The sequence below is a fragment of the Streptomyces sp. NPDC007863 genome (genome assembly GCF_040633895.1).
Lineage (GTDB): Bacteria > Actinomycetota > Actinomycetes > Streptomycetales > Streptomycetaceae > Streptomyces.
The window spans coordinates 208,353-229,913 of the sequence record NZ_JBEYEI010000003.1; the positions used below are offsets into that span (position 1 = coordinate 208,353).

General features: G+C 71.2%; 24 protein-coding genes. 7 read left to right on the plus strand and 17 right to left on the minus strand.

Annotation, left to right across the window (positions count from 1 at the left end; genetic code table 11):
* Positions 1 to 17 precede the first annotated feature (17 nt).
* The 10 genes from ABZ621_RS06050 to ABZ621_RS06095 form a co-directional block, all read right to left on the minus strand.
* On the minus strand, positions 18 to 653 hold the full coding sequence (locus ABZ621_RS06050; protein ID WP_360601187.1) for a hypothetical protein: 636 nt from the start codon (positions 651 to 653) through the stop codon (positions 18 to 20).
* A complete protein-coding gene (locus tag ABZ621_RS06055; protein WP_360601189.1) occupies positions 653 to 1,753 on the minus strand; it encodes a hypothetical protein in 1,101 nt (366 codons plus the stop codon). The genes ABZ621_RS06050 and ABZ621_RS06055 overlap by 1 nt, the downstream gene beginning before the upstream one ends.
* A gap of 7 nt (positions 1,754 to 1,760) precedes the next feature.
* Positions 1,761 to 2,903 (minus strand): hypothetical protein, encoded by a 1,143-nt coding sequence (locus ABZ621_RS06060; protein WP_360601191.1) that lies wholly within the window; start codon positions 2,901 to 2,903, stop codon positions 1,761 to 1,763.
* A 37-nt stretch (positions 2,904 to 2,940) separates the two neighbouring features.
* Positions 2,941 to 4,128 carry a hypothetical protein gene (locus ABZ621_RS06065; RefSeq protein WP_360601193.1) on the minus strand — a complete coding sequence of 396 codons (1,188 nt, stop codon included), beginning with the start codon at positions 4,126 to 4,128 and terminating at the stop codon, positions 2,941 to 2,943.
* A 43-nt stretch (positions 4,129 to 4,171) separates the two neighbouring features.
* Positions 4,172 to 5,365 (minus strand): hypothetical protein, encoded by a 1,194-nt coding sequence (locus ABZ621_RS06070; protein ID WP_360601195.1) that lies wholly within the window; start codon positions 5,363 to 5,365, stop codon positions 4,172 to 4,174.
* A gap of 143 nt (positions 5,366 to 5,508) precedes the next feature.
* A complete protein-coding gene (locus tag ABZ621_RS06075) occupies positions 5,509 to 6,432 on the minus strand; it encodes a phage tail protein (protein WP_360601197.1) in 924 nt (307 codons plus the stop codon).
* A 34-nt stretch (positions 6,433 to 6,466) separates the two neighbouring features.
* Positions 6,467 to 7,768 carry a tape-measure protein gene (locus ABZ621_RS06080; RefSeq protein ID WP_360601199.1) on the minus strand — a complete coding sequence of 434 codons (1,302 nt, stop codon included), beginning with the start codon at positions 7,766 to 7,768 and terminating at the stop codon, positions 6,467 to 6,469.
* A complete protein-coding gene (locus tag ABZ621_RS06085; RefSeq protein ID WP_360601201.1) occupies positions 7,765 to 8,970 on the minus strand; it encodes a phage tail protein in 1,206 nt (401 codons plus the stop codon). The genes ABZ621_RS06080 and ABZ621_RS06085 overlap by 4 nt, the downstream gene beginning before the upstream one ends.
* Positions 8,971 to 8,996: 26 nt before the next feature.
* A complete protein-coding gene (locus tag ABZ621_RS06090) occupies positions 8,997 to 10,007 on the minus strand; it encodes a hypothetical protein (RefSeq protein WP_360601203.1) in 1,011 nt (336 codons plus the stop codon).
* A 92-nt stretch (positions 10,008 to 10,099) separates the two neighbouring features.
* On the minus strand, positions 10,100 to 10,312 hold the full coding sequence (locus ABZ621_RS06095; RefSeq protein WP_360601205.1) for a hypothetical protein: 213 nt from the start codon (positions 10,310 to 10,312) through the stop codon (positions 10,100 to 10,102).
* 305 nt (positions 10,313 to 10,617) lie between these two features.
* On the opposite strand from ABZ621_RS06095, the gene ABZ621_RS06100 reads away from it, so the two are divergent.
* The gene (locus ABZ621_RS06100; RefSeq protein WP_360601207.1) at positions 10,618 to 11,484 is read left to right on the plus strand and encodes a hypothetical protein; all 867 of its coding nucleotides are present in this window, start codon (positions 10,618 to 10,620) and stop codon (positions 11,482 to 11,484) included.
* 60 nt (positions 11,485 to 11,544) lie between these two features.
* Here ABZ621_RS06100 and ABZ621_RS06105 read toward each other — a convergent pair whose 3' ends face one another.
* From ABZ621_RS06105 to ABZ621_RS06120, 4 genes are all read right to left on the minus strand, one after another.
* Positions 11,545 to 11,868: a hypothetical protein gene (locus ABZ621_RS06105; protein ID WP_360601591.1), complete on the minus strand. Its 324-nt coding sequence runs from the start codon at positions 11,866 to 11,868 to the stop codon at positions 11,545 to 11,547.
* Between the two features lie 113 nt (positions 11,869 to 11,981).
* Positions 11,982 to 12,272, minus strand: a complete 291-nt coding sequence (locus ABZ621_RS06110) for a hypothetical protein (protein WP_360601209.1) — start codon at positions 12,270 to 12,272, stop codon at positions 11,982 to 11,984.
* Positions 12,273 to 12,369: 97 nt separating this feature from the next.
* On the minus strand, positions 12,370 to 12,969 hold the full coding sequence (locus tag ABZ621_RS06115; RefSeq protein ID WP_360601211.1) for a phage tail protein: 600 nt from the start codon (positions 12,967 to 12,969) through the stop codon (positions 12,370 to 12,372).
* Positions 12,970 to 13,145: 176 nt separating this feature from the next.
* Complete coding sequence (locus tag ABZ621_RS06120) at positions 13,146 to 13,556, minus strand: hypothetical protein (RefSeq protein ID WP_360601213.1); 411 nt, start codon at positions 13,554 to 13,556, stop codon at positions 13,146 to 13,148.
* A gap of 305 nt (positions 13,557 to 13,861) precedes the next feature.
* On the opposite strand from ABZ621_RS06120, the gene ABZ621_RS06125 reads away from it, so the two are divergent.
* Positions 13,862 to 14,695: a hypothetical protein gene (locus ABZ621_RS06125; protein ID WP_360601215.1), complete on the plus strand. Its 834-nt coding sequence runs from the start codon at positions 13,862 to 13,864 to the stop codon at positions 14,693 to 14,695.
* Between the two features lie 90 nt (positions 14,696 to 14,785).
* Here ABZ621_RS06125 and ABZ621_RS06130 read toward each other — a convergent pair whose 3' ends face one another.
* From ABZ621_RS06130 to ABZ621_RS06140, 3 genes are read right to left on the minus strand one after another with little or no spacing between them, the layout of a single operon-like run.
* Positions 14,786 to 14,989 (minus strand): hypothetical protein, encoded by a 204-nt coding sequence (locus tag ABZ621_RS06130; RefSeq protein WP_359528454.1) that lies wholly within the window; start codon positions 14,987 to 14,989, stop codon positions 14,786 to 14,788.
* A complete protein-coding gene (locus tag ABZ621_RS06135) occupies positions 14,983 to 15,723 on the minus strand; it encodes a hypothetical protein (RefSeq protein WP_360601218.1) in 741 nt (246 codons plus the stop codon). The genes ABZ621_RS06130 and ABZ621_RS06135 overlap by 7 nt, the downstream gene beginning before the upstream one ends.
* Positions 15,716 to 16,102 (minus strand): WhiB family transcriptional regulator, encoded by a 387-nt coding sequence (locus ABZ621_RS06140; protein WP_360601220.1) that lies wholly within the window; start codon positions 16,100 to 16,102, stop codon positions 15,716 to 15,718. Before ABZ621_RS06140 ends, ABZ621_RS06135 begins: the two co-directional genes overlap by 8 nt.
* 244 nt (positions 16,103 to 16,346) lie before the next feature.
* On the opposite strand from ABZ621_RS06140, the gene ABZ621_RS06145 reads away from it, so the two are divergent.
* The 5 genes from ABZ621_RS06145 to tuf all read left to right on the plus strand — a co-directional run bounded on the left by ABZ621_RS06145 (position 16,347) and on the right by tuf (position 21,514).
* Positions 16,347 to 16,796 carry a helix-turn-helix transcriptional regulator gene (locus ABZ621_RS06145; protein WP_360601222.1) on the plus strand — a complete coding sequence of 150 codons (450 nt, stop codon included), beginning with the start codon at positions 16,347 to 16,349 and terminating at the stop codon, positions 16,794 to 16,796.
* Between the two features lie 353 nt (positions 16,797 to 17,149).
* Positions 17,150 to 17,521, plus strand: coding sequence for a 30S ribosomal protein S12 (gene rpsL / locus ABZ621_RS06150; RefSeq protein WP_003948652.1), 372 nt, complete (start codon positions 17,150 to 17,152; stop codon positions 17,519 to 17,521).
* Between the two features lie 2 nt (positions 17,522 to 17,523).
* Positions 17,524 to 17,994 (plus strand): 30S ribosomal protein S7, encoded by a 471-nt coding sequence (rpsG, locus tag ABZ621_RS06155; RefSeq protein ID WP_030494244.1) that lies wholly within the window; start codon positions 17,524 to 17,526, stop codon positions 17,992 to 17,994.
* Between the two features lie 39 nt (positions 17,995 to 18,033).
* Positions 18,034 to 20,160, plus strand: coding sequence for an elongation factor G (fusA, locus tag ABZ621_RS06160; RefSeq protein ID WP_360601224.1), 2,127 nt, complete (start codon positions 18,034 to 18,036; stop codon positions 20,158 to 20,160).
* 160 nt (positions 20,161 to 20,320) lie between these two features.
* Positions 20,321 to 21,514 carry an elongation factor Tu gene (tuf, locus tag ABZ621_RS06165; protein WP_360601226.1) on the plus strand — a complete coding sequence of 398 codons (1,194 nt, stop codon included), beginning with the start codon at positions 20,321 to 20,323 and terminating at the stop codon, positions 21,512 to 21,514.
* The last annotated feature ends 47 nt before the right edge of the window (positions 21,515 to 21,561 follow it).

Sequence of the window (21,561 nt, forward strand, 5' to 3'; positions counted from 1 at the left end):
GACGGGCGGGCGGGCGGTCAGGTCTGGCGGCCGTACATCAGCACCGGCCGGGCGTAGACCGTGCCCGAGGCGCTGGTGACGATCCCCTGGACCTCCACGGTGAGGTCCTTGCCGAAGTCGGCCTGCATGTCGGCGGTGACGGCGGCGGTGTGGTCGAAGACGGCGCCGGCGGTCACGGTGGAGCCGAACTGGACGCCGCCGACCATCACCCGGATCTGCCCGGTGGCCCCGGAGGAGACCCGGGTGAGCATCCGCAGCCGCATCTTGGGCTGCCAGATCGGGTTCTGCGACTGGGCGATGGCCGTCCAGGCGGTGGCGCTGGTGGCCGGCCAGTTCACCGAGGCGAGGTCCTGCGGCGGCAGCATCGGCAGCCAGGGCCGGGCGAGGCCGCCGGTGAGGATGTCGTCGGAGAGGATCTCGTGGCCGTAGGCGTCGTTGACCCGCAGCACGGGCTTGCTGCCGCCGGGGCCGCTGGTGGTGATCTGCGCGACCAGGGTCACCGGGTCCTGGGGGCCCTCCTGCCGCCTGACGGCGAGCGAGCCGTTGAGGATCTCGGTGAGCGGGGGGCGGGTGTTGACCGCCGTGGACAGGGCGTTGATCCGGCGTTCCATCTGGATCAGCCGGTCGATGATGGACTCGGGCAGCAGGGCCATCAGAGGGCCTCCAGGGCGAGGTCGGCGGTGTCGGGGCGGCCGCGTTCGGCCGGGCGGACCTTCACGCCGACGATCCGGTAGCGGGCGTCGAGGCCCGTCGGGTGCCATTCGTCGGTGATCCGGATGCGGGCGGTGCGGCCGAGGAGGGCCGGGGGGACGATCCCGGAGAGCCGGATGCTGATCTCGGGGATCTGCACCGAGCCCTGGGCCTCCCGGAGGACGGCGGTGGCCAGCGCGTCGAGGACGGCCTTGTCGCTGACGTCGTTGTAGTCGGTGGAGAGGTCCAGCTGGGGCCAGCGGTCGGGCAGGCCGACGGCGGGGATCTCCGCGGACACCGTCGGCCGGGACTCGGCGGCGGCGTTGTTGTTCGCGGAGGCGCCGCGGGCGAGCGAGGTGGTGCCGCCGCGGGTGGCGTCGTCCGGGAGCGAGTAGCCGAGGATGGTGCCGGGGCGGTCGAAGACCATGTCGGTGGCGCCGGTGCGGATCTTGGGGGAGCCGAGCCGGAGCCGGCGGACGCGCTGCCCGTCGGCGGGGTCGCGGTAGACGAGGATGTGGTACTCGACGCCGTCCTCGTAGGCGGCGAGCTGGTCGAGCGCCTCCTGGTAGACGGTCTCGTCGCCGAAGCGCCACGCCGCGGTCCGCGGGACCGCCTTGGTGGGCACGTCGTCGCCGGGGTCGACCGAGCTGGCGACGAGGCCGGCGCCGAGTTCGCTCCAGAGACCGCGGACGATGTCGAACTGCTCGACCTGGGTGTACTTGAGCTCGGTGCGGATGCGGCGGCGGCCCGCGTACGAGTCGAAGGTGGCGGCCTGGACGGAGAGGGTCACCACTCCGCGGTCGCTGCCCTGGAGGTTGGTGGTCCAGACGATGCCGCCCCACCACAGGTAGCCGCCGCGCTCCAGGTAGACGGTGGTGCGGCCGGGCTTGATCTGGTGGGCGCGGTCGGCCATGGCGCGGTCGGGGATGGGGACGGTGCCGGAGAGCGAACCGGCCCGGCCGATGTAGTCCTCGAAGGAGACGTCCCGCAGCGGCAGGATGTCGAGGGTCTGGTCGGTCACCAGGTCGCAGAAGATGGCCCGGTAGGGCGTGTCGAGACTCATGACGACCTCACGGGAGGATGTAGGTGGCGCTGACGCGGATGTTGCGGCCGGGGACGAGGGCCCCGTTCGAGGACCAGGTCCGCAGGGTGACCGTGCCCGTGGGGGACAGGTAGGCGGCGCCGCAGCCGTAGCCGTCGCCTGCGGCGGCCTCCATGCCGACGGGGGTCCGCCAGCCGGCGGGCAGCGTGCAGAGCGCCTCGTCGTTGACGATGTTTCCGGCCGAGTTGGCGTCGATCTGGGTGCCGGTGCGGGTCACGGTGACCGACATGGTGCACAGACCGCGGCTGCGGCGGGCGTCGAAGGCGACGAGGCCCCAGTTGGCGAGCGCGGTGGCGCCGGTCGTGGTCGACTCCACCTCCACGGGCGGCTGGTAGTTCGCCCAGACGGTGCCGTTCCACCGCTGGAGGACGCCGTTGTGCTCGCGGTACTGCCCGGTGTAGCCGCCGACGGTGAGCGCGCCCTGGGGGGCGACGCCGCCGATCTCCTTGGGGTACGCGACCCAGCCGGTGCCGCTCCAGCGCTGGAGGTGGTGGGCGGTGTCGTTGTCCTGGTACTGGCCCGGGTAGGAGCCGGGGACGCCGGCGTTGTTGTACACGGGCAGGATGCCGCCGACCGAGGCGACGGTGGTGCGCAGGTCGGTGAGGTCGCCGCCGGTCCAGTCGATGCCGCCGGTGCCGGCCGAGGTGCCGGCCTTGACCCGGACGGTGAAGAGCGGCAGCGAGGCGGCGGGGACGGCCGGGGCGGACGGGGTGGCCGACGGCTGGCCGACGAGCACCTCCAGGACGGCCTCGTGACGGGTGAGGCTGTCGAACTCGTCGTCGTACACGCGCAGCACGACGAGGTCGATCCGCGGGACGAGCGGGTCGCCGTCGCCGAAGGCGAGGACGGTGTCGCCGTCGAGGGCGACGGGGTACGCGCCCTGCTCGGGCCGGCCCTGGACGAAGGCACGGCCGGAGTGGACGGTCGCGGTCATCGGGCCGCTGCCGGTCAGGGACAGGCCGCTGACCCGGTACGCGCCGTCGGTGGAGCCCGGCAGGATGCCGGAGCGGGAGACGAGCGGGTCGACCGGGGTGGCGGCCCCGAGGGCGGTGAGACGGGTCGTCTGTCGGGTCTGGCCGTCGGGCAGCAGCCAGCCGGGGCGAAGGGGCATGGGGTGCTCCTCTCGTGGGGCGGGTGGTGGGGCCGGGCTACGGCAGCGGGTCGACCTTGATGAAGGTGTTGTCGAAGAACGCCTTGACGATCGGGTTGGCGGGGACGACCCGGAAGTAGGCGGTGAGCGTGTAGGTCTGGCCCGGTGTCAGGTTCGTGAACCGGCGCATGGAGGACATCGAGGTCGTCGTGGTGGTGGCGGTGTAGATCCCGTACTCGTCCTCGGGGGCGATGAGGACGGTGCCGTTCAGGGAGAGTTCGAGTGCCATGTACGAGTACAGGTCGTCCCGGGCGCGCGTGCGGCAGCCGTAGTGGGCGACGACCGCCTTCGACGGCGGGGCGGTGAAGCTGATCTTGAGGGGGTTGGCGGAGCGGCCCGCGAGCGTCGAGGTGTAGGCGGCGGAGGTCGTCTCGCCCTGGTCGGTGTTCTCGGTGTAGTACGGGCCCGGTACGGCCGGCACCCAGGCCGTGCCGTTCCAGCGCTGGAGGATTCCGGTGGTGGAGTCGCGGTACTGGCCGGTGTAGCTCGCCGGGGTGCTGGCGGCGGAGTTCGGGATGATGCCGCCGAGCGCCGAGGAGTACGGCACCCAGGCGCCGCCGTCCCAGCGCTGGAGCGTGCCGCCGGCGTCCTGGTACTGACCGGGGTAGGCGCCGGGCAGCGCCGCGCCCTCGACCGGGAGGATGCCGCCGAGGGAGACGACCGGGGTGCGGAGGTCCTTGAGCGAGGTGTTCCAGGGGATGCCGCCGTTGCCCGCGCTGACGCCGGCCGGGACGAGGACCTCGTACAGCGGGAGGCAGCGCTCCGGGACCGGCGGGGCCTGCGGGCCGGCGTCGGCGGTGCCCTGGAGGATCTCCAGCTTGGCCTCGTACCGCTGGTTGTCGTCGTACAGGCCGTCGTAGATCCGGAGGACGATCAGGTCGACGCGGCCGTACTGGGCGTGGCCCGGGGCGAAGGTGAGGGTCTCGGAGTTCGGCAGGGTGACCGGGTAGGCGCCCTGGGAGATGTCGCCCTGGATGACGGCGCGGCCCTCGGAGACGGTCGCGGTCATGGGGGCGGAGCCGAAGGTCCAGAAGGCGGCGAGCCGGTACTGGCCGTCGTAGGAGCCGGGCAGGACGCCCGAGCGGACCTGGACGGGGTTGGCCAGGGTGGTGACGCCGGTCTGGGTGAGGCGGGTGTCCTCGCGGGTCTGGCCGGTCTCGGCGGTCCAGCTGCTGCGCAGGTTCATGGGGTTCTCCAATCGGGAGGGGCCGCGGGGAGCGCGGGCCGGGTCAGGCCTTGATCCATTCGGCGGTGAGGTTGCAGGCGTAGCCGGAGCCGCCGAGGGTCTTCAGCGCGGCGGTGTGGCTGTGGAAGCCGGCGATCTGGAGCGTGTCGCCGACGGCGAGCCGGACCACGCCGCCGCCGCCGACGGTGACGGCGCCGCTGCCGGCCGGGTGGAGCCAGGTCATGCGGGACTGGCCGGCGCCGGAGACCAGGACCCGGGAGCCGCGGACGCCGGTGGACGAGGCGCCCTCCCAGGTGGCGTGGGCGGAGATCCGCCACCAGCCGGCGCGCGGGACGGTGTAGGTGGTGGTGCCGTTCCAGCCGGAGCCGTCGTCGACCTCCACGGTGGGCAGGCTCAGCACGGTCCAGGTGTTGGCCGCGATGCTCTGCTGCTGGGCGGTGAGCCACTGGGTGGCGCTGAGCAGCAGCGTCGCGGTGCCCTCGGTGTGCTGCCAGGCGGCGCCGTCCCAGCGCTGGAGGCCGCCGCCGGTGTCCCGGAACTGGCCGGTGTAGGAGCCGGCGGCGGTGCCGCTCGGCGCGATGCCGCCGATCGCCTTCGGGTACGAGACCCAGGTGGTGCCGTCCCAGCGCTGGAGGAGGCCGGCGGCGTCCCGGTACTGGCCGGCGTAGGCGCCCTTGTAGCCGCTGGTCGGCAGGATCCCGCCGAGGGCGACGACGGGCCAGTGCTGGGTGGTGACGGCGGTGGCCCAGGCGATGCCGCCGGTGCCGGCCGACGTGCCCTTCGGCACCCTGACCGTGTACAGCTGCAGCACGCTGCCGGGGCCGCTCGCGGGGGCGACCGGGGTGGCGCTCGGCTCGCCCTTGACCAGGCGGACGACGGCCTCGGTGGTGCCGGTCCGGTCGTAGAGGTCGTCGATCACGGCCAGTTCGATCAGGTCGATCCGGTCGTACTGGGCGTTGCCGTCCTCGATCGTCAGGGTCTCCGGGGCGGTGACGGCGACGAGGTACGCGCCCTGGGCGGTGTCCTTGCCCTGGACGATCGCGCGGCCGGTGCCGATGGTGGCCTGCATCGGCGAGCCGCCGTTCAGCAGCAGCCCGCCCGGCAGGACGCCGGGCCGGGAGCGGAGCGGGGTCTCCTCGGCGCTCTGGCCGCTGGGGGTGAGGAGGGCGGCGAGGGTGAGTCGGGTGTCCTCGCGGGTCTGCCCTTCGGGCAGGAGCCAGGCGGCTCGTACGGTCATGGGGTCACCTCGGGATAGGGGAGGGAATGCGGCACGGCCGCCGGACGGCGGCACACGAAAGGCCGCCCGGCGGCGGGGCGCCGGGCGGCCAGGGGTCGTACGGGGTCACCGTTCGGCGCGCGGGCGCGCTCCTCGCGCGGCCGTCACCACTCGGCGCTGCGCCAGCGGACCGTCATGACGGACTGGTCGGTGCCCTCCTCCGGGCGGAAGGAGAGATCGCTGCGGCCGGGCTCCAGGACGAACAGCTCCTCCGGGGTGGAGTCGGCCATCGCCGTGTGCAGCCGGGAGGCGGAGTTGTTGAGCATGACGGAGCCGGCGCGGGTGTCGACGGTGAGCTCGTCGCCGGCCGCGAGGTCGATCGCGTACCGCAGACGGCGCCGGCTGACCCGCTCGGTGACGCTCGGCATCGAGCAGGGGCCGCGGAAGACGATCACCGGGTGTGTGGGGGCGGAGCCGGTGTTCTCGACGACGGCGTCGCCGGTCGACTTGGCCTCGCCCCAGGAGAGCGGCCAGGTCAGCGGCCAGGTGAGGCCGGCCTCCGGCTGCGGCGGGGTGGTCGTGGCCTGCTGCTCGTTGACCACGTACCGGCGGGGGTCGGTGGCGAGCCACTGGACGGACATGCGGCTGCTGCCCTGGGTGGCGAAGCCCTGGTCGGCGGGGATCACCCGCTGGGCGATCCGGGCCCGCACGGCGAGCGTCTCGCCGTGCAGCCGGACGGCGAGCCACCGCTCCTCGTCGAGCAGGGCCAGCGCCTGGCGCAGCGCCCGGACGGCCGTGGCGGCGCCGCCGTGTTCGGGCATCAGCACGACGGTGCCGCCCGTCTTGCGGGGTTTGGCGTAGCGGGAGCCGGGCCAGGCGCCGTGGGAGGTCGGGCGGTCGGCGTCGGAGGAGTCGTACTCGGGGAGGTCCTCCCAGCCGCTCAGCCCGGACTTGTCGACGGCGAAGGGGGTGCCGGGGCCGATGAGCAGCCCGGCCCACTGGATCTGTCCGTCCTGGGTGATGAGGGAGCCTGGCGCGAGGTCGGCGGTGTGGGTGTTTCCGGCGTACGGGGTCGTGGTCTCGGCCATGGGGCCGTCACCTCACTTCGGGTGGGCGGGGTCGTCAGGTCAGGACCGGCTGCGCGGCGCCGGCGGGGGTGCCGGCGTGGGCGGTGAGGAGGAAGAAGAGGTCCTCGGCCACCCCCCGGGGGCCGGCGCCGGGTTCCTCGCGGAACTCCCGGACGCGGTGCGGGCGCGGGGGCGGTTCGGTGAGCGCGGGGACGCGCCGGTGCTCCAGCTCGTTCAGCGCGTCGATGCGGTACTCGCCGGCTTCGGGCGGCGCGACGATGCCGCCCTCGGCGAGCATCGGGATCTTGTCGAGGGAGACGCCGAACTTCTTGCCGGTGAGCGGGATCTTGAAGCTCAGCTTGTTGAGGCCGTCGATGATCCAGTTGGCGAAGGCGATGAGGCCGTTGATCGGCCCCTTGACCACGCCGAGGACGGCGCTGAGGCCGCCCTCCACCAGGTCGCCGATGCCCCGGAGGGCCTTGGAGACGGCGTCCTTGGCGGTGCGGAAGAAGCCGGGGATCTTGTCGGTGATCCAGCGGACGACGGGCTTCACGGCGTTCTTGATGCCGCCGAGGGCGCGGGAGGCGATGGAGCGCAGGGCGTTGCTGGCGGAGCGGACGGCGGAGCCGATCCGGGAGATGCCCCCGATGGCCGAGCCGACGATCCTCAGCGCGGTCGTGAAGACGGTCAGGTAGGCCTTGGCGTAGGTCCCGATGGCCTTGCCGAGCGCCTTCATGAAGGGGCTGATGAAGTTCCAGACGGACTGGACGACCTTGAGCGCCTGCTGGAGGACCTGGCGGATGATCCGCTGTCCGGTCTCGGAGTTGACGGCGAGTTCGATCAGGTACGCGGCGATGGGCACGAGCAGGCCGACGAGGAAGCCGAGCGGGTTGGCCCGCATGGCGACGTTGATGCCTGTCATGGCGACCGAGGCGATGGTCATGACGGTGCCGAAGGTGCCCATGAGGCCGGTGATGACGTCGGCGACGGGCAGCAGCGGCAGGAGGAGCGCGAGGACGGCCCCGGCCCCGGTGCCGATCCGCCCCGCGGCCCGGCGGGCCTTGCCGGAGGCGGTGGCGATCCGCTTGAGGCGGGTGGCGGCGGGGGAGCGGCGGAGCCGGTCGAGGGCGGTGCGGGCGGTGGTGGCGTCCCGGCCGAGGGCGCGGGTGGCGCCGGCGGCGTCACGGGCGGCGGTGGCGAGGGCGTCGGCGCCGGCGGCGGCCCGCTGGACGCCGGTCCGCAGGTTCCGTACCGCTCCGTTCGCCGAGTCGGCCGCCTGCCGGAGGCCCCGCATCGGGGCGAGGGCGACCTTGAAGCGGGGCATGGCGAGCCGGGGCATGGCGAGCGCGGCACTCATGCCCGGGCTCCACGCGCCTTCACCAGGTACATGAGGGCGTCGGCGGTGGCGTGCGGGTCGCTGCCGCGGGCCGCGTGGTAGTGCTCGATGTGGAGTCCGGCGCCGGCCGCGGCGGCGCTGCCCTGGGCCTGGCGGGCGCGGCGGGCGGTGAGGGCGAGGAGCCGGTCGAGCTTGGAGAGCGGCAGGACGGCCTCGGCCTCGCCGGCCTCGGCGAGGATGGCGGGGACGCCGCCGGTGCGGGGCATGACGACACCGCCGGTGGCGAGCATCGGGATGGTCGGGATGTTGACGCCGAAGGTCTTGCCGCCGACGACGGGGACCCAGCCGGGGACGGAGACCTTGACCTTGTTGACGGCGCGGATCATGGAGTTGATCAGGCCGATGACGGCGTTGATCGGGCCCTTGACGCCGCTCTTGATGCCCTCGAAGGCGCGGGACGCGATGTCCTTGAGGCCGTTCCAGATGGACGACATCTTCTCCTTGACGGCGCTGAACGCCTTGGGGATCGCGCTCTTGATCCAGTTCACCACCGGGGTGATGACGCGCTTGATGCCGTTCCAGACGGTGCTGATGACGGTCTTGATCGCCTTCATGACCGTGGTGATGACCGTCTTCCAGATCTTCACGTAGGTCTTGATGACGGTGGCGACGGCCTTGACGACGCTGGAGATGGCCTTCTTGATGCCGTTCCAGACCGTCTTGATGAGGCTGCCGGCCTTCTTCATGATCGGCCCGACGGCCTTCATGACCGAGCTGATGACGCTCTTGATGGCGCTGAAGGCCTTCTTCAGGACCGTCTGCATCGTCTTGGAGCGCAGCGCCATGTCGACGATGGCCTCGATGAGCGGCATGAAGAGTTCGAGCAGGCGGACCAGGAAGTTGCCCTTCATGGACCGGTTGAGCTTGTCCTGGCCCTTGGCGGCCTTGCCGGCGCCGGACTCGTACTTGGCGAGCTTGCCGCCGGCGGACTGGGCGGTGTCGCCGGCCTTCTTCATGGCCCGTTCGGCCTGGTCGGACGCGGTCCTGAGGTTCTTCAGCTGGCCGCCGGCGCTCTGGGCGCCGCTCTTGAGGTTCTTCAGCTGCCCGTTGGCCGCACGGCCGGCGTCGCCGACCTTCTTGACCGAGGCGCCGGTGCCGGACGCCTGCGACTTGAGGGCGCGCAGGGAGTCCGAGGCCTTCTTCGCGGAACTGGCGAGGGACATGGGTCACCTCCTTTCTGGGGGTGGGGTCAGCGGCCGGTGGAGCCGGCGATCACGTCGTCGAGGGTGCGGATGGTGGACTGGAGGCCCTCGAACTTCTGCCGGAGGGTTCCGGTCTGGGTGGCGAGGTCGCTCATCGCCTGGGCGGTGTTCCCGAGCTGGACTTCCGTGGGCAGCTTGGTGGGCTGGAACTTGTCCAGTTCCGAGTTGAGCTTTTCGAGGCCGTCGGCGATCTTCTTCAGCTTCACGGCGTTGACCTTCTTGATGGCCTCGCCCACCGTGCCGAGGACGGTCGCCGCCTTGTCGGCCTTGCTCTGGTTGGGCAGTCTCTTGAACGAGTCCAGGAACGAGGGGGCCTTCGCGTCGAACCTCTCCACCTGCGGGTTCAGCTTTTCGAGCGCCTTGGCCAGCGTCTCGGCCTGCTGGGCGTTGGCGGGGTTGCTCACGAGGTCGGCGAGGCTGGTGCCGCCCATGAAGACCCGCTGCTCGCGCTGGTTGACGGCGCCGAGCGTCTGGAGCGACACCCCGCCGTTGCCGTTCGAGGCGAGGATCCTCCGCCCGGCGCGTGCCTCGGGGCTGTTGTCGCCGAAGGGGCGCCAGGTCTGGATGGTCCGCGACAGGTTGACCAGCTGGCCCGCGAAGAACAGGGCGAGGGCGGGGATCGCGACGAGGAGGACGGCGCCCCCGATGGCCCCCCAGAGCCAGTCCTTCCACACGACCGTCGGGTCTTCCTTCGCCTCCTGGTACTTCTCGTGCACGGCGGCGATGCTGTTCAGGCCCAGCATCTCCAGCATCTCGGTCGTCTTGTGCTTGCTGACCTCGGTGTGGATCTGCTTGATCTTGTCGTAGGCGTCTTTCCAGTCCTTCAGGAAGCCACTGAGAAGCTCCTCCGTGGCGACCTTCGGGGCCACGTTGACGAGGTGGTCCTTGAGCAGGGAGGGCAGCTTCGGTTCCTTGTCGCCCTTCGGGTTGGCCCGCTCCTCCAGGAGTGCGGCCTTCAGATCGGAGATCCTGTCGAGGATCTCCTGTTCCTTGGTCATGTGTGCTCCGCTTCCGGCCCGTGAGGGCCAAGCGCCGAAAAGCCCCCGCCGGTCTCCGGCAGGGGCTCGTTCGCAGGGGCGGTGCGCGGGGGCTAGGCGTCGGGGGCCCGGCGGGGGCCGCGCCGCACCGTCGCGAGGGCGTCGTTCCAGCCGGCGGCGTACGCGAGGGTCTCGCGGCGGGAGACCTCGGCGTACAGGGTCCCGAGCAGTGCCCTTTTGTCGAGGGCGGCGGGTCCGTCGAGGAGCTGGCGAAGGCGGTCCTGGAGAGGGATGTGCGGTCGCGATGCCTCGCCCGGCTGAGTCATGGACGCCTGCCTTCCTGTGCTTGCCCGTGCGTGCGTGGCGGCGCCGCGTGCGTGTGGAGAGCGGGGGCACCACGTTTTCGAACTACTGTGCGAACAGAGTGTGGAACATCTGTTCGAGGTTTGTCGAGCGAGAGGGGAGTGACGGCGTGTCTTCTCGTCAGGTTCCCGAACGAGTTGGCCGTGATCGAAAGGAAAATCGGACCGGGTAATCTGGAGGGCGCTCTCCTGGACCCGACCACTCTGGGACGGCACGGGGCGCGAGGGGCGCGCGGGGACCCCAGGGGGCTGGAAGGCAGCACTGACACATGGACACGGAGTCGGACGCCGACCGGCGGGAGCGGGTGGTCGACTGGCTCGCCTCCCATCCGGACCTGCCCCATCTCTTCGCACGGCTCTCCGAGCTCGTCCACGTCTTCGGGTACGCCCCCGAGGAACTCGTCGTGATCCCCAGGTCCGAGATCGACCGCCGGGAGACCACCGCCTTCACCTCCGGCTGGGCCGAGGCCGTCTCCGACGAACTCCCGCGCATCCGGCGGGAGTACGAGCGCCGCGTCGCCGACGCCTACGCCCAGGGCCAGAGCGACGGCCGCGGCATCAGACGCCCGCAGCGCCGCACCGACGCCGGGCCGCAGGACGGCGCCCGGGTCATCGCCCTGCCCTTCGCGCGCCTCCTCGAACCGCCCGCCTCCGTCGTCGAGGCCGAGGAGCGGGTGCGCCGGGAGCGCGCCCTGTTCGAACAGGGCTCCGCGCCGGAGCGCGACGCGGGGGACGGGGGGGAGACCGAGGACGAGGGCGGGCCCGAGCCTGAACCCACGGGTGCGCCCGCACCCGGACCCGGACCCGGACCCGGACCCGAACCGGGACCCGCGTCCGAACCCGCGTACGGCAAGGAGTCCGAGCCCCACGCGACGGCGCCCGATCCGCTGGTCACGGCCCAGGAGAGCCGTGCCCGGCGCACCGCGCAGCCCGTGCGGAAGGTCGTGCGGGGCAAGGGCGGCCGCCCGATCGTCCCGCCGCTCTCGCACGTCCCCGTCCAGCAGTCCGGCGGCGCCGGCGAGCGCCGGGACGCCGAGCCCCGCAAGCCCCGGACGCTCTCCGAACGGGCCAAGGCGCTGGAGGAGGAGCTGGCCGCCGAACGCGCCCAGGAAGCACCTCCGGAGTCCGCCCCCTGACGGGAACGGACTCCGGGAGGGTGGCGCCGACGGGCGGACGGCCTGACGGGCCCGCCTCGGTCAGCCGAAGAAGCGGGCCAGCTGGCCGGGGGAGACGGCCGGGGCGGCCTCCCCGGCGTCCGGGGCGGCGGCCGTCCCGTCCGGACCGGATCCCTCCCCGTCCTCCTCCGCGTCCTTCGTGGACTTCGGACGCGGCACCGGCTCCGGGAACTCGGGCGCGTCCCCGTCCTCCGAGCTGTTGACGCAGGAGAACATCCAGTTGGCGACGGCCAGATGGTCCACCGCCGCCGCCAGCAGATGGTCGGTGACCGACCACTCGGCCACCTCGCCGTGGAGGTCGCGCTGGAGCGCGCTGTCCCGGGGCAGGTGCTTGATCAGCACCAGCAGCCGCCGGCTGGACAGCTCGCCCCGGTGCCAGTCGAGGATGTCGGTCCCGTAGTAGCGGATCAGGTCCGCCTCAAGGGCCTCGGCGTGTTCGTCGACGAACTCGACGAGGCTCAGTCTTCCCCCAGGCCGAGCCCGGTCTCCTTGCCGTACGCCTCCAGGATCGCGGCGATGTCCTGCATGGTGACCTCGTGCTCCTCGAAGCGGGCGAACTGCTCGGCGCCCATGAGGAGCGCGAGCAGGCCGTCCACGTCGTTGTCGTCGAGCTTGCGCAGGCCCTTCGCGGTCGTACGGGAGAGCTCCGTCGGGAGGGTGAAGCTGTCGCCGTCCAGCTCGAAGGTCCAGGAGCGGCCGCGGCCCTCCTGGCGCTGGGCGCGGGCGGCGTTGACGTCGAAACGGGCCATGGTGATGCGTACTCCTTGATCGGATGCGTACGAACAGGGGGGAAGCTGGGGGGCGGGGCGGGACGGCGGGGTGCCGCCGTCCCGCCCCGGGGGTGGATCAGGCGGCGTAGGTGGTGTCCTTCATGAGGAAGGTCGCCAGCGGCTGGCCGCCGCCGTTCGACATCGCGGTGAAGGTGATGCCCAGGGTGGACGCCGCCTTGCGGGCCAGCTTGATGTCGTCGGAGGCGGTCACCTGGCCGCGCGGGATGATGAAGCGGTACGTGACCGGGGTCCCGCCGACGCGGACGTCGGTGAACTCCAGGCCGAGGGCGCGGACGTCGGCGTACGGACGCTCGGCGATCTCGTACTTGAACGAGTCCGTCGACGCGGCCGGCTCCGGCTTGACCTCGCCGCCGCCCATGAAGAACGGCAGCGTGTCCTCGTTGAACTGGAGCATCGAGAACTTCAGCGAGAGGTCACGGCTGGAGTAGATGAAGTGCACCGGGGAGACGGACTGCCAGGTGTCGATCGGCTCCAGCTTGTCCTTCTTGGAGAAGGTGACGCCGTCGCCGGTGGTGTAGCCGAGGTTCGTCCAGGTGGCCGAGGCCCAGTCGGCGGCCGGGTCGGCGCCGAAGGACGGGGCGGCCGCGCCGGCCTCGGCGACGAAGAGCTTGCCGGTGCCGGCGACGCGGATCTCGGCGGAGTTGTTGCCTGCCATGGGGTTTCTCCTTCTGAGGGGTGAGGGCGCCGCGCCCGGGCGAGGGAAGGCCCGGGCACGGCAAAGGCCCCGCCGGGCGGCGGGGCCTTGTCGGTGGGGCCGGACGGGGTCCGGCGGGCCGTCGGAGACGGCCTGGGGCGACTCCGGCCGTCCTGACGGCGGGGTCTTCCCGGCCGTCAGAAGACGGTGAGGGAGAGGCGCAGCACGCAGAGGTAGCGGTTCGCGCCCCGGTACAGGTAGTCGGGCAGCCAGCGCGGGCCGTCCTGCTCCTCCACGTCGTGGACGACGTTGCCCGCGCCGACCTGCTTGCCGAGGGTGGCGAGCAGGGCGCGCCGGGCGCCGTTGGCGAGGACGTGGGCGGCCTCCTTGGTGGGGCCGTACACCTCGAACTCGATCAGGGGCATGTCGACGTGGAGGTCGCCGATCCAGGCGCCGCCGCGGCGGTTCACCAGGACGGCGGCCTGGGTGCCGTCGAAGCCGGCGGGCGCCTGGACGGCGATCACCGCCCCGGCCAGGGCCGGGTCGGCCTTGAGGACGTCGACGACCAGCTTCTCGACGTCCGGGAACGCACTCGGGGGAGTGGTCATGACGGTTCTCCTCGGGAGGGAGGGGCGGTGGAGAGGGAGGGGAGGGGCCGCCGTCCGGGGTTCCCGCGGGGGAGGGGGCGAGGGGCGCGGGAACGCGCCCGGACGGCGGACGGCGGAGCCGCCGCCCGTCCTGCGGGCGCAGCTCCGCCGCTGCACCAACTGTGACAGAGAGCGTGCGCGCACGCAACTAATTCGGCGACCGACGTGCCCCCGATCCCAGAAATACGGGCCTGACCTGCGGTGATGCCTTCCAAGAAGCCGAGGCCCGCGGATAGGTTGGCCCTCCCGAACCCGAGGAGCCGCCCGTGTCCGCCGCCCGACCCCGTCTGCTCTACGTCACCGACCTCGCCTACCCGGCCCGCGGACGCCGCTACTGCGACGAGGACATCGACCTCACCGCCCGGCTCCGCGCCTCCTTCGACCTCGCCCTCTGCCACCCCCGCGACGCCGCCGCCCTCATGGAGGGCTTCGACGCGGTCGTCGTCCGCAACAGCGGCCCCGTCCTCCACTTCCAGGAGGCGTACGACCGCTTCCGCGAGCGCGCCACCGCCCTCGGCACCCCCGTCTACAACCCGCTCCACGGCCGCGCCGACATGGCCGGCAAGCAGTACCTCGTCGACCTCACCGCCACCGGACACCCCGTCATCCCCACCGTCGACCGGCCCGAGGAGCTGCACCGCCTCCCCGAGGCGGCCGCGTACGCGGTCAAGCCCAAGGCCGGCGCCGACTCCATAGGACTGCGGTTCGTCCCGTACGCCGAGCTCGCCGGACTCCCGTACGGGGACGGGGAACTGCTCGTCCAGCCCCGGATCGACTTCCGCTACGAGGTCTCCTTCTTCTTCGTCGACGACCGCTTCCAGTACGCGCTGTACGCCCCCGACCCCGAGCGCCGCTGGGAACTCGTGCCGTACGAACCCACCGCCGCCGACCTCGACTTCGCGCGCGGCTTCATCGCCTGGAACACCCTGCGCCACGGCATCCAGCGCGTCGACGCCTGCCGGGCGCCGGACGGCGGACTCCTCCTGGTCGAGCTGGAGGACCTCAACCCGTACCTCTCCCTCGACCGCCTCGACGAGCCGGGCCGCGCCCGCTTCACGGCGGAACTGACCCGCTCGCTGCGGCACTTCCTCACGGCGTGACGGCGTGACGGCATGACGAAGCGCCCCCGTGTCCGGCCGGACACGGGGGCGCTTCGGGGAACTCTCGGACTCTCGGACTCTCGGACGGGCTCAGGCCGTACGCGGCCGGCGGCGGGCCGCCCGCTCCGCCGCGAAGACGTCCTCCAGGCGGAAGAGCTGCGCCCGTCCCGCCTTGCCGACGGCCCGCAGATGTCCCAGCTGGACCCACTTGCGGATCGTCGCGGGCGCCACGCCCGCCTCCTCGGCGGCGAGCGGGCCCGGGATCAGGGCCGGCAGGTGGGGCGAGCTCAGCATGAGGTCTCCTTCGTGTCGTCCATGGCCGCCTCGATCTCCTCCGTGCGGGCCCCGGAGGCGTCCGCGAGCTCCGCCCACTCGTCCTCCCGCCACAGGTGCCGGTAGGCGGGGTCGTCCTGGCAGCCGCACACCGGATCGACGCAGACGCAGGCGGGGTTCACGCACAGCACCGCCCGGCGGTCCGGGAAGGCGCGCAGCGAGACCGAGTCGCACCAGGGGCAGCGGCCGGCCACCCGCACCACGGTCTCCGCCTCGCCGAGGGTGCGGGCGCAGCGGCGGGCCATCCGCCGCACCTCGTCCCGCACGTGGCGGGCCAGGTCGGGGTGGGCGGCGACGGCGTCGAGCCGGGCGACGACCCGTCGCAGCCGGTCGACCACCCCGGCGCGCGGCGGCCGGGGCAGGCCGAGCCGGGCGTGCACGGCCTCCTCCAGCTCCACCACGCCGTCGGTGACGTCCCGGATGCAGTCCGAGACGTGGAGCCGGATCGGGGCGGCGCCGTGGCCGGGCACGGCGAGCCCGTGCCGCTGCTCCAGGAGCAGGGCCTCGCGCCGCTCCTGGCGGATGAGCGCGCCGGTGCCGGGGTGCGGCGCGGCGGGCGTGGTGCCGGCGGGGGAGCGGCGTACCGGCGCCAGCTCCTCGGCCAGTTCGGGGAAGTGGCGGGCGAGGGCGGCGGCCCAGAGGGAGACGTCCCGCAGGACGGCTTCGGCGGCGCCGCCGACGGCGGGCTCAGTCACGGTCGCCTCCGGTGCGGGCCGGGGCGGCGCCGGCGGCGCGGGCGGCGTCGAGGACGGCGTCCAGCTGGGCGGCGACGGCGCGGTCGTCGAGCGGGGCGGCTCCGGCGCGCACGGCTTCCACGTGGGCGGAGGCGGCGGTTCCGGGGCGCGAACGGGGCTTCACCGGCCGGCCGTTGCGCCAGAGGCGCCCGGCGCAGACGCCGTCGAACCAGCTCTCGGCGGGGGCCACGGCCGCCTCGCACTCGCGGGCGACGGGGCAGCCGGCGCAGGCGCGCAGGGCGGGGGCGGCCTGCCGCTCGCGGCGGGCGAAGACGACGGCCGGGGAGAGGCCGGCGCACGCGGCGGCGGCCTGCCAGGGGGTCGGGTCGGGCTGGGACAAGACGGTTCTCTCCACGGTCCGGGCCACCGGGACGCAAGGGGCTCGTGAGAGCCCTGGGGTTCAGGAGGCGACGAGTGCGGCGATCGGCAGACTTACATGTTGCGCGCTCGCGCGCAACTATGGATGTGGAGGGGTTCTTCATCGATTCGACACGATTGCGTGCCCGAAAGCACGTAATTCCGTGCGCGCAAGCACGCTAGAGTGAGGGACCCGGAGGGTGGGGATGATGAGGGAGCGGTAGAGCATGAACAGTCAAGGACTCGACGAGTTCGCCGGCTGGGTCGAAGGCCTGATGAGACGGCGCGGATACGACATCGACAGCCCGCGCGGCGGCGGCAAGTCCCGCATCGCGGACGAGGCGGGGGTCCACCGGGCCGCCGTGACCCGGCTGCTGCAGCGGCAGAGCATGCCCGACCTGGAGACCATGCGCCGCATCGCCCCGCTCCTCGGGGTCTCCGTCCGCGACATGCTCATCCGGTCCGGCCGCGTCACGCCGGAGGAGCTGCCGCTGGCGGCCGATCTGCTGCCGCCGACCGACTGGCAGCCCACCATGGAGGACTTCGCCCGCTGGCTGGGCGTCCCCGACGAGCGGATGGGCGTCTTCGTCAAGGTCGTCAGCCAGTTCCTGGAGCCCGACGCCGCTCCGGACGCCGAGGACCCCCGCGCCGAACCCCGCCGCACGGCCCGCGACTGACCCGCGACCCGGCTCGTACCGGCCCGTGAGCGGCCCGGTGCGGGGCCCGACCCGTCGTCCGTTTCCGGTGGATCGCCGTGCCCTCGGGGGCCGGACGATCTTCCATGCCGGGTCGGCGGGTTCCATTTCTTTTGACCGCAGTCCGTGCGATAGGTACGCTCATGCCTTGTGCCTGGGGTGTGCCTGGGCTCCTGTGCGTGTCCACAACCGCACGGCGAGTCCAAGACCGGCCACCGTGGTCCGCGCCTTTCCGCGCTCTGCGGAAGGTCCACCGGATCCGACACGCCCGACCGCGTGGGTCGGTGAATGTTCCAGGTTAGTAGTACTTACGGCACACAGAAACCGGAGAAGTAGTGCCTACGATCCAGCAGCTGGTCCGGAAGGGCCGGCAGGACAAGGTCGAGAAGAACAAGACGCCCGCTCTCGAGGGTTCGCCCCAGCGCCGTGGCGTCTGCACGCGTGTGTTCACGACCACCCCGAAGAAGCCGAACTCGGCCCTCCGTAAGGTCGCGCGTGTGCGTCTGACCAGCGGCATCGAGGTCACGGCCTACATCCCGGGTGAGGGACACAACCTGCAGGAGCACTCCATCGTGCTCGTGCGTGGCGGCCGTGTGAAGGACCTGCCTGGTGTTCGTTACAAGATCATCCGCGGCTCCCTCGACACCCAGGGTGTCAAGAACCGCAAGCAGGCCCGCAGCCGCTACGGCGCCAAGAAGGAGAAGTAAGAATGCCTCGTAAGGGCCCCGCCCCGAAGCGCCCGGTCATCATCGACCCGGTCTACGGTTCTCCTCTTGTCACGTCGCTGATCAACAAGATCCTGCTCGACGGCAAGCGCTCCACCGCTGAGCGCATCGTCTACGGCGCCATGGAGGGCCTGCGCGAGAAGACCGGTGCTGACCCGGTCGTCACGCTGAAGCGCGCCCTCGAGAACGTCAAGCCGGCTCTCGAGGTCAAGTCCCGCCGTGTCGGTGGCGCCACCTACCAGGTGCCGATCGAGGTCAAGCCCGGTCGTGCCTCCACCCTCGCGCTGCGCTGGCTCGTCGGTTACTCCCGCGCCCGCCGCGAGAAGACCATGACCGAGCGCCTCATGAACGAGCTCCTGGACGCCTCGAACGGCCTGGGTGCTTCGGTCAAGAAGCGCGAGGACACGCACAAGATGGCCGAGTCCAACAAGGCCTTCGCGCACTACCGCTGGTAGTCGCAACCCCCATCGAGACCGAGAGAAGACTGAAGCCTTATGGCTACCACTTCGCTTGACCTGGCCAAGGTGCGCAACATCGGCATCATGGCCCACATCGACGCGGGCAAGACGACCACCACCGAGCGGATCCTGTTCTACACCGGCGTTTCGTACAAGATCGGTGAGGTCCACGACGGCGCTGCCACGATGGACTGGATGGAGCAGGAGCAGGAGCGTGGCATCACGATCACGTCCGCTGCCACCACCTGCCACTGGCCGCTCGAGAACGTCGACCACACGATCAACATCATCGACACGCCGGGTCACGTCGACTTCACCGTCGAGGTGGAGCGTTCCCTGCGCGTGCTCGACGGTGCTGTCACCGTGTTCGACGGCGTGGCCGGCGTCGAGCCCCAGTCCGAGACCGTCTGGCGTCAGGCGGACCGCTACGGCGTTCCGCGTATCTGCTTCGTCAACAAGCTCGACCGTACGGGTGCCGACTTCTTCCGCTGCGTCGACATGATCGTGAGCCGCCTCGGCGCCACTCCGATCGTCATGCAGCTCCCGATCGGTGCCGAGGCCGACTTCGAGGGCGTCATCGACCTCGTGAAGATGAAGGCCCTCGTCTGGTCCGCCGAGGCGACCAAGGGCGAGATGTACGACGTCGTCGACATCCCGGCCGACAAGCAGGAGCTCGCGGACGAGTACCGCGGCAAGCTCGTCGAGGCCGTCGCCGAGAACGACGAGGAGCTCATGGAGCTCTTCCTCGAGGGCGTCGAGCCCACCGAGGAGCAGCTCTACGCCGCGATCCGTCGCATCACCATCGCCTCCGGCAAGGGCGGCGACACCACGGTCACCCCGGTGTTCTGTGGCACCGCGTTCAAGAACAAGGGCGTCCAGCCCCTGCTCGACGCCGTCGTCCGCTACCTGCCGTCGCCCCTCGACGTCGAGGCCATCGAGGGCCACGACGTCAAGGACGCCGAGCTTGTCGTCAAGCGCAAGCCGTCCGACGACGAGCCGCTGTCGGCCCTCGCGTTCAAGATCGCGAGCGACCCGCACCTCGGCAAGCTCACCTTCGTCCGGATCTACTCCGGTCGCCTGGAGGCCGGCACCGCGGTGCTGAACTCCGTCAAGGGCAAGAAGGAGCGCATCGGCAAGATCTACCGCATGCACGCGAACAAGCGTGAGGAGATCGACTCGGTGGGCGCCGGCGACATCGTCGCCGTCATGGGCCTGAAGCAGACCACCACCGGTGAGACGCTGTGCGACGAGAAGAACCCGGTCATCCTGGAGTCCATGGACTTCCCGGCGCCGGTCATTCAGGTCGCGATCGAGCCCAAGTCCAAGGGTGACCAGGAGAAGCTGGGTGTCGCCATCCAGCGTCTCGCGGAGGAGGACCCCTCCTTCCAGGTCCACTCGGACGAGGAGACCGGCCAGACCATCATCGGTGGCATGGGCGAGCTCCACCTCGACATCCTCGTCGACCGCATGCGTCGCGAGTTCAAGGTCGAGGCCAACGTCGGCAAGCCGCAGGTCGCGTACCGCGAGACGATCCGCAAGGGCGTCGAGCGTCACGACTACACCCACAAGAAGCAGACCGGTGGTACCGGTCAGTTCGCCAAGGTGCAGATCGCGATCGAGCCCATCGAGGGCGGCGAGGCGTCGTACGAGTTCGTGAACAAGGTCACCGGTGGCCGCATCCCGAAGGAGTACATCCCTTCGGTCGACGCGGGTGCGCAGGAGGCCATGCAGTTCGGCATCCTGGCCGGCTACGAGATGACGGGCGTCCGCGTCATTCTTCTCGACGGTGGCTACCACGAGGTCGACTCCTCCGAGCTCGCGTTCAAGATCGCCGGTTCGCAGGCCTTCAAGGAGGCCGCGCGCAAGGCTTCCCCCGTGCTCCTTGAGCCGATGATGGCCGTCGAGGTCACCACGCCCGAGGACTACATGGGCGAGGTCATCGGCGACATCAACTCCCGCCGTGGCCAGATCCAGGCCATGGAGGAGCGTCACGGTGCCCGCATCGTGAAGGGCCTCGTGCCCCTGTCGGAGATGTTCGGCTACGTCGGCGACCTCCGCAGCAAGACCTCGGGTCGCGCAAGCTACTCGATGCAGTTCGACTCCTACGCCGAGGTTCCGCGGAACGTCGCCGAGGAGATCATCGCGAAGGCCAAGGGCGAGTAACGCACCGCGTTCAACGCACCGCGTCCACACGCTTTAGGCTTGACACCGACCGGTGGGGGGCCGTCCCGAGAGGGATACCCCCTGCCGGGCGGCACCCCAGCAAAGATCACCTGGCGCCGATGAAGCAAGGCGTTCAGAACCACTCCACAGGAGGACCCCAGTGGCGAAGGCGAAGTTCGAGCGGACTAAGCCGCACGTCAACATCGGCACCATCGGTCACATCGACCACGGTAAGACGACCCTCACGGCCGCCATTACCAAGGTGCTGCACGACGCGTACCCGGACCTGAACGAGGCCTCGGCCTTCGACCAGATCGACAAGGCTCCCGAGGAGCGCCAGCGCGGTATCACGATCTCGATCGCGCACGTCGAGTACCAGACCGAGTCGCGTCACTACGCCCACGTCGACTGCCCCGGTCACGCGGACTACATCAAGAACATGATCACGGGTGCCGCGCAGATGGACGGCGCCATCCTCGTGGTCGCCGCCACCGACGGCCCGATGCCGCAGACCAAGGAGCACGTGCTCCTGGCCCGCCAGGTCGGCGTTCCGTACATCGTCGTCGCCCTGAACAAGGCCGACATGGTGGACGACGAGGAGATCCTGGAGCTCGTCGAGCTCGAGGTCCGTGAGCTCCTCTCCGAGTACGAGTTCCCGGGCGACGACCTTCCGGTCGTCCGCGTCTCGGCGCTCAAGGCGCTCGAGGGCGACAAGGAGTGGGGCGAGAAGCTCCTCGGCCTCATGAAGGCCGTGGACGAGTCCATCCCGCAGCCCGAGCGTGACGTCGACAAGCCGTTCCTGATGCCGATCGAGGACGTCTTCACGATCACCGGTCGTGGCACCGTCGTCACCGGTCGTATCGAGCGTGGTGTCCTCAAGGTCAACGAGACCGTCGACATCATCGGCATCAAGACCGAGAAGACCACCACCACGGTCACCGGCATCGAGATGTTCCGCAAGCTGCTCGACGAGGGCCAGGCCGGTGAGAACGTCGGTCTGCTCCTCCGTGGCATCAAGCGCGAGGACGTCGAGCGCGGCCAGGTCATCATCAAGCCGGGTTCGGTCACGCCGCACACCCAGTTCGAGGCCCAGGCCTACATCCTGTCGAAGGACGAGGGTGGCCGTCACACCCCGTTCTTCAACAACTACCGCCCGCAGTTCTACTTCCGTACCACGGACGTGACCGGCGTCGTGACCCTCCCCGAGGGCACCGAGATGGTCATGCCGGGCGACAACACCTCCATGTCCGTCGAGCTGATCCAGCCCGTCGCCATGGAGGAGGGCCTCAAGTTCGCCATCCGTGAGGGTGGCCGGACCGTCGGCGCCGGCCAGGTCGTCAAGATCACTGCCTGATCTTGAACTGACCTGGTAGCTCGTACGAGCTGCTAGCAGTGAGGGAA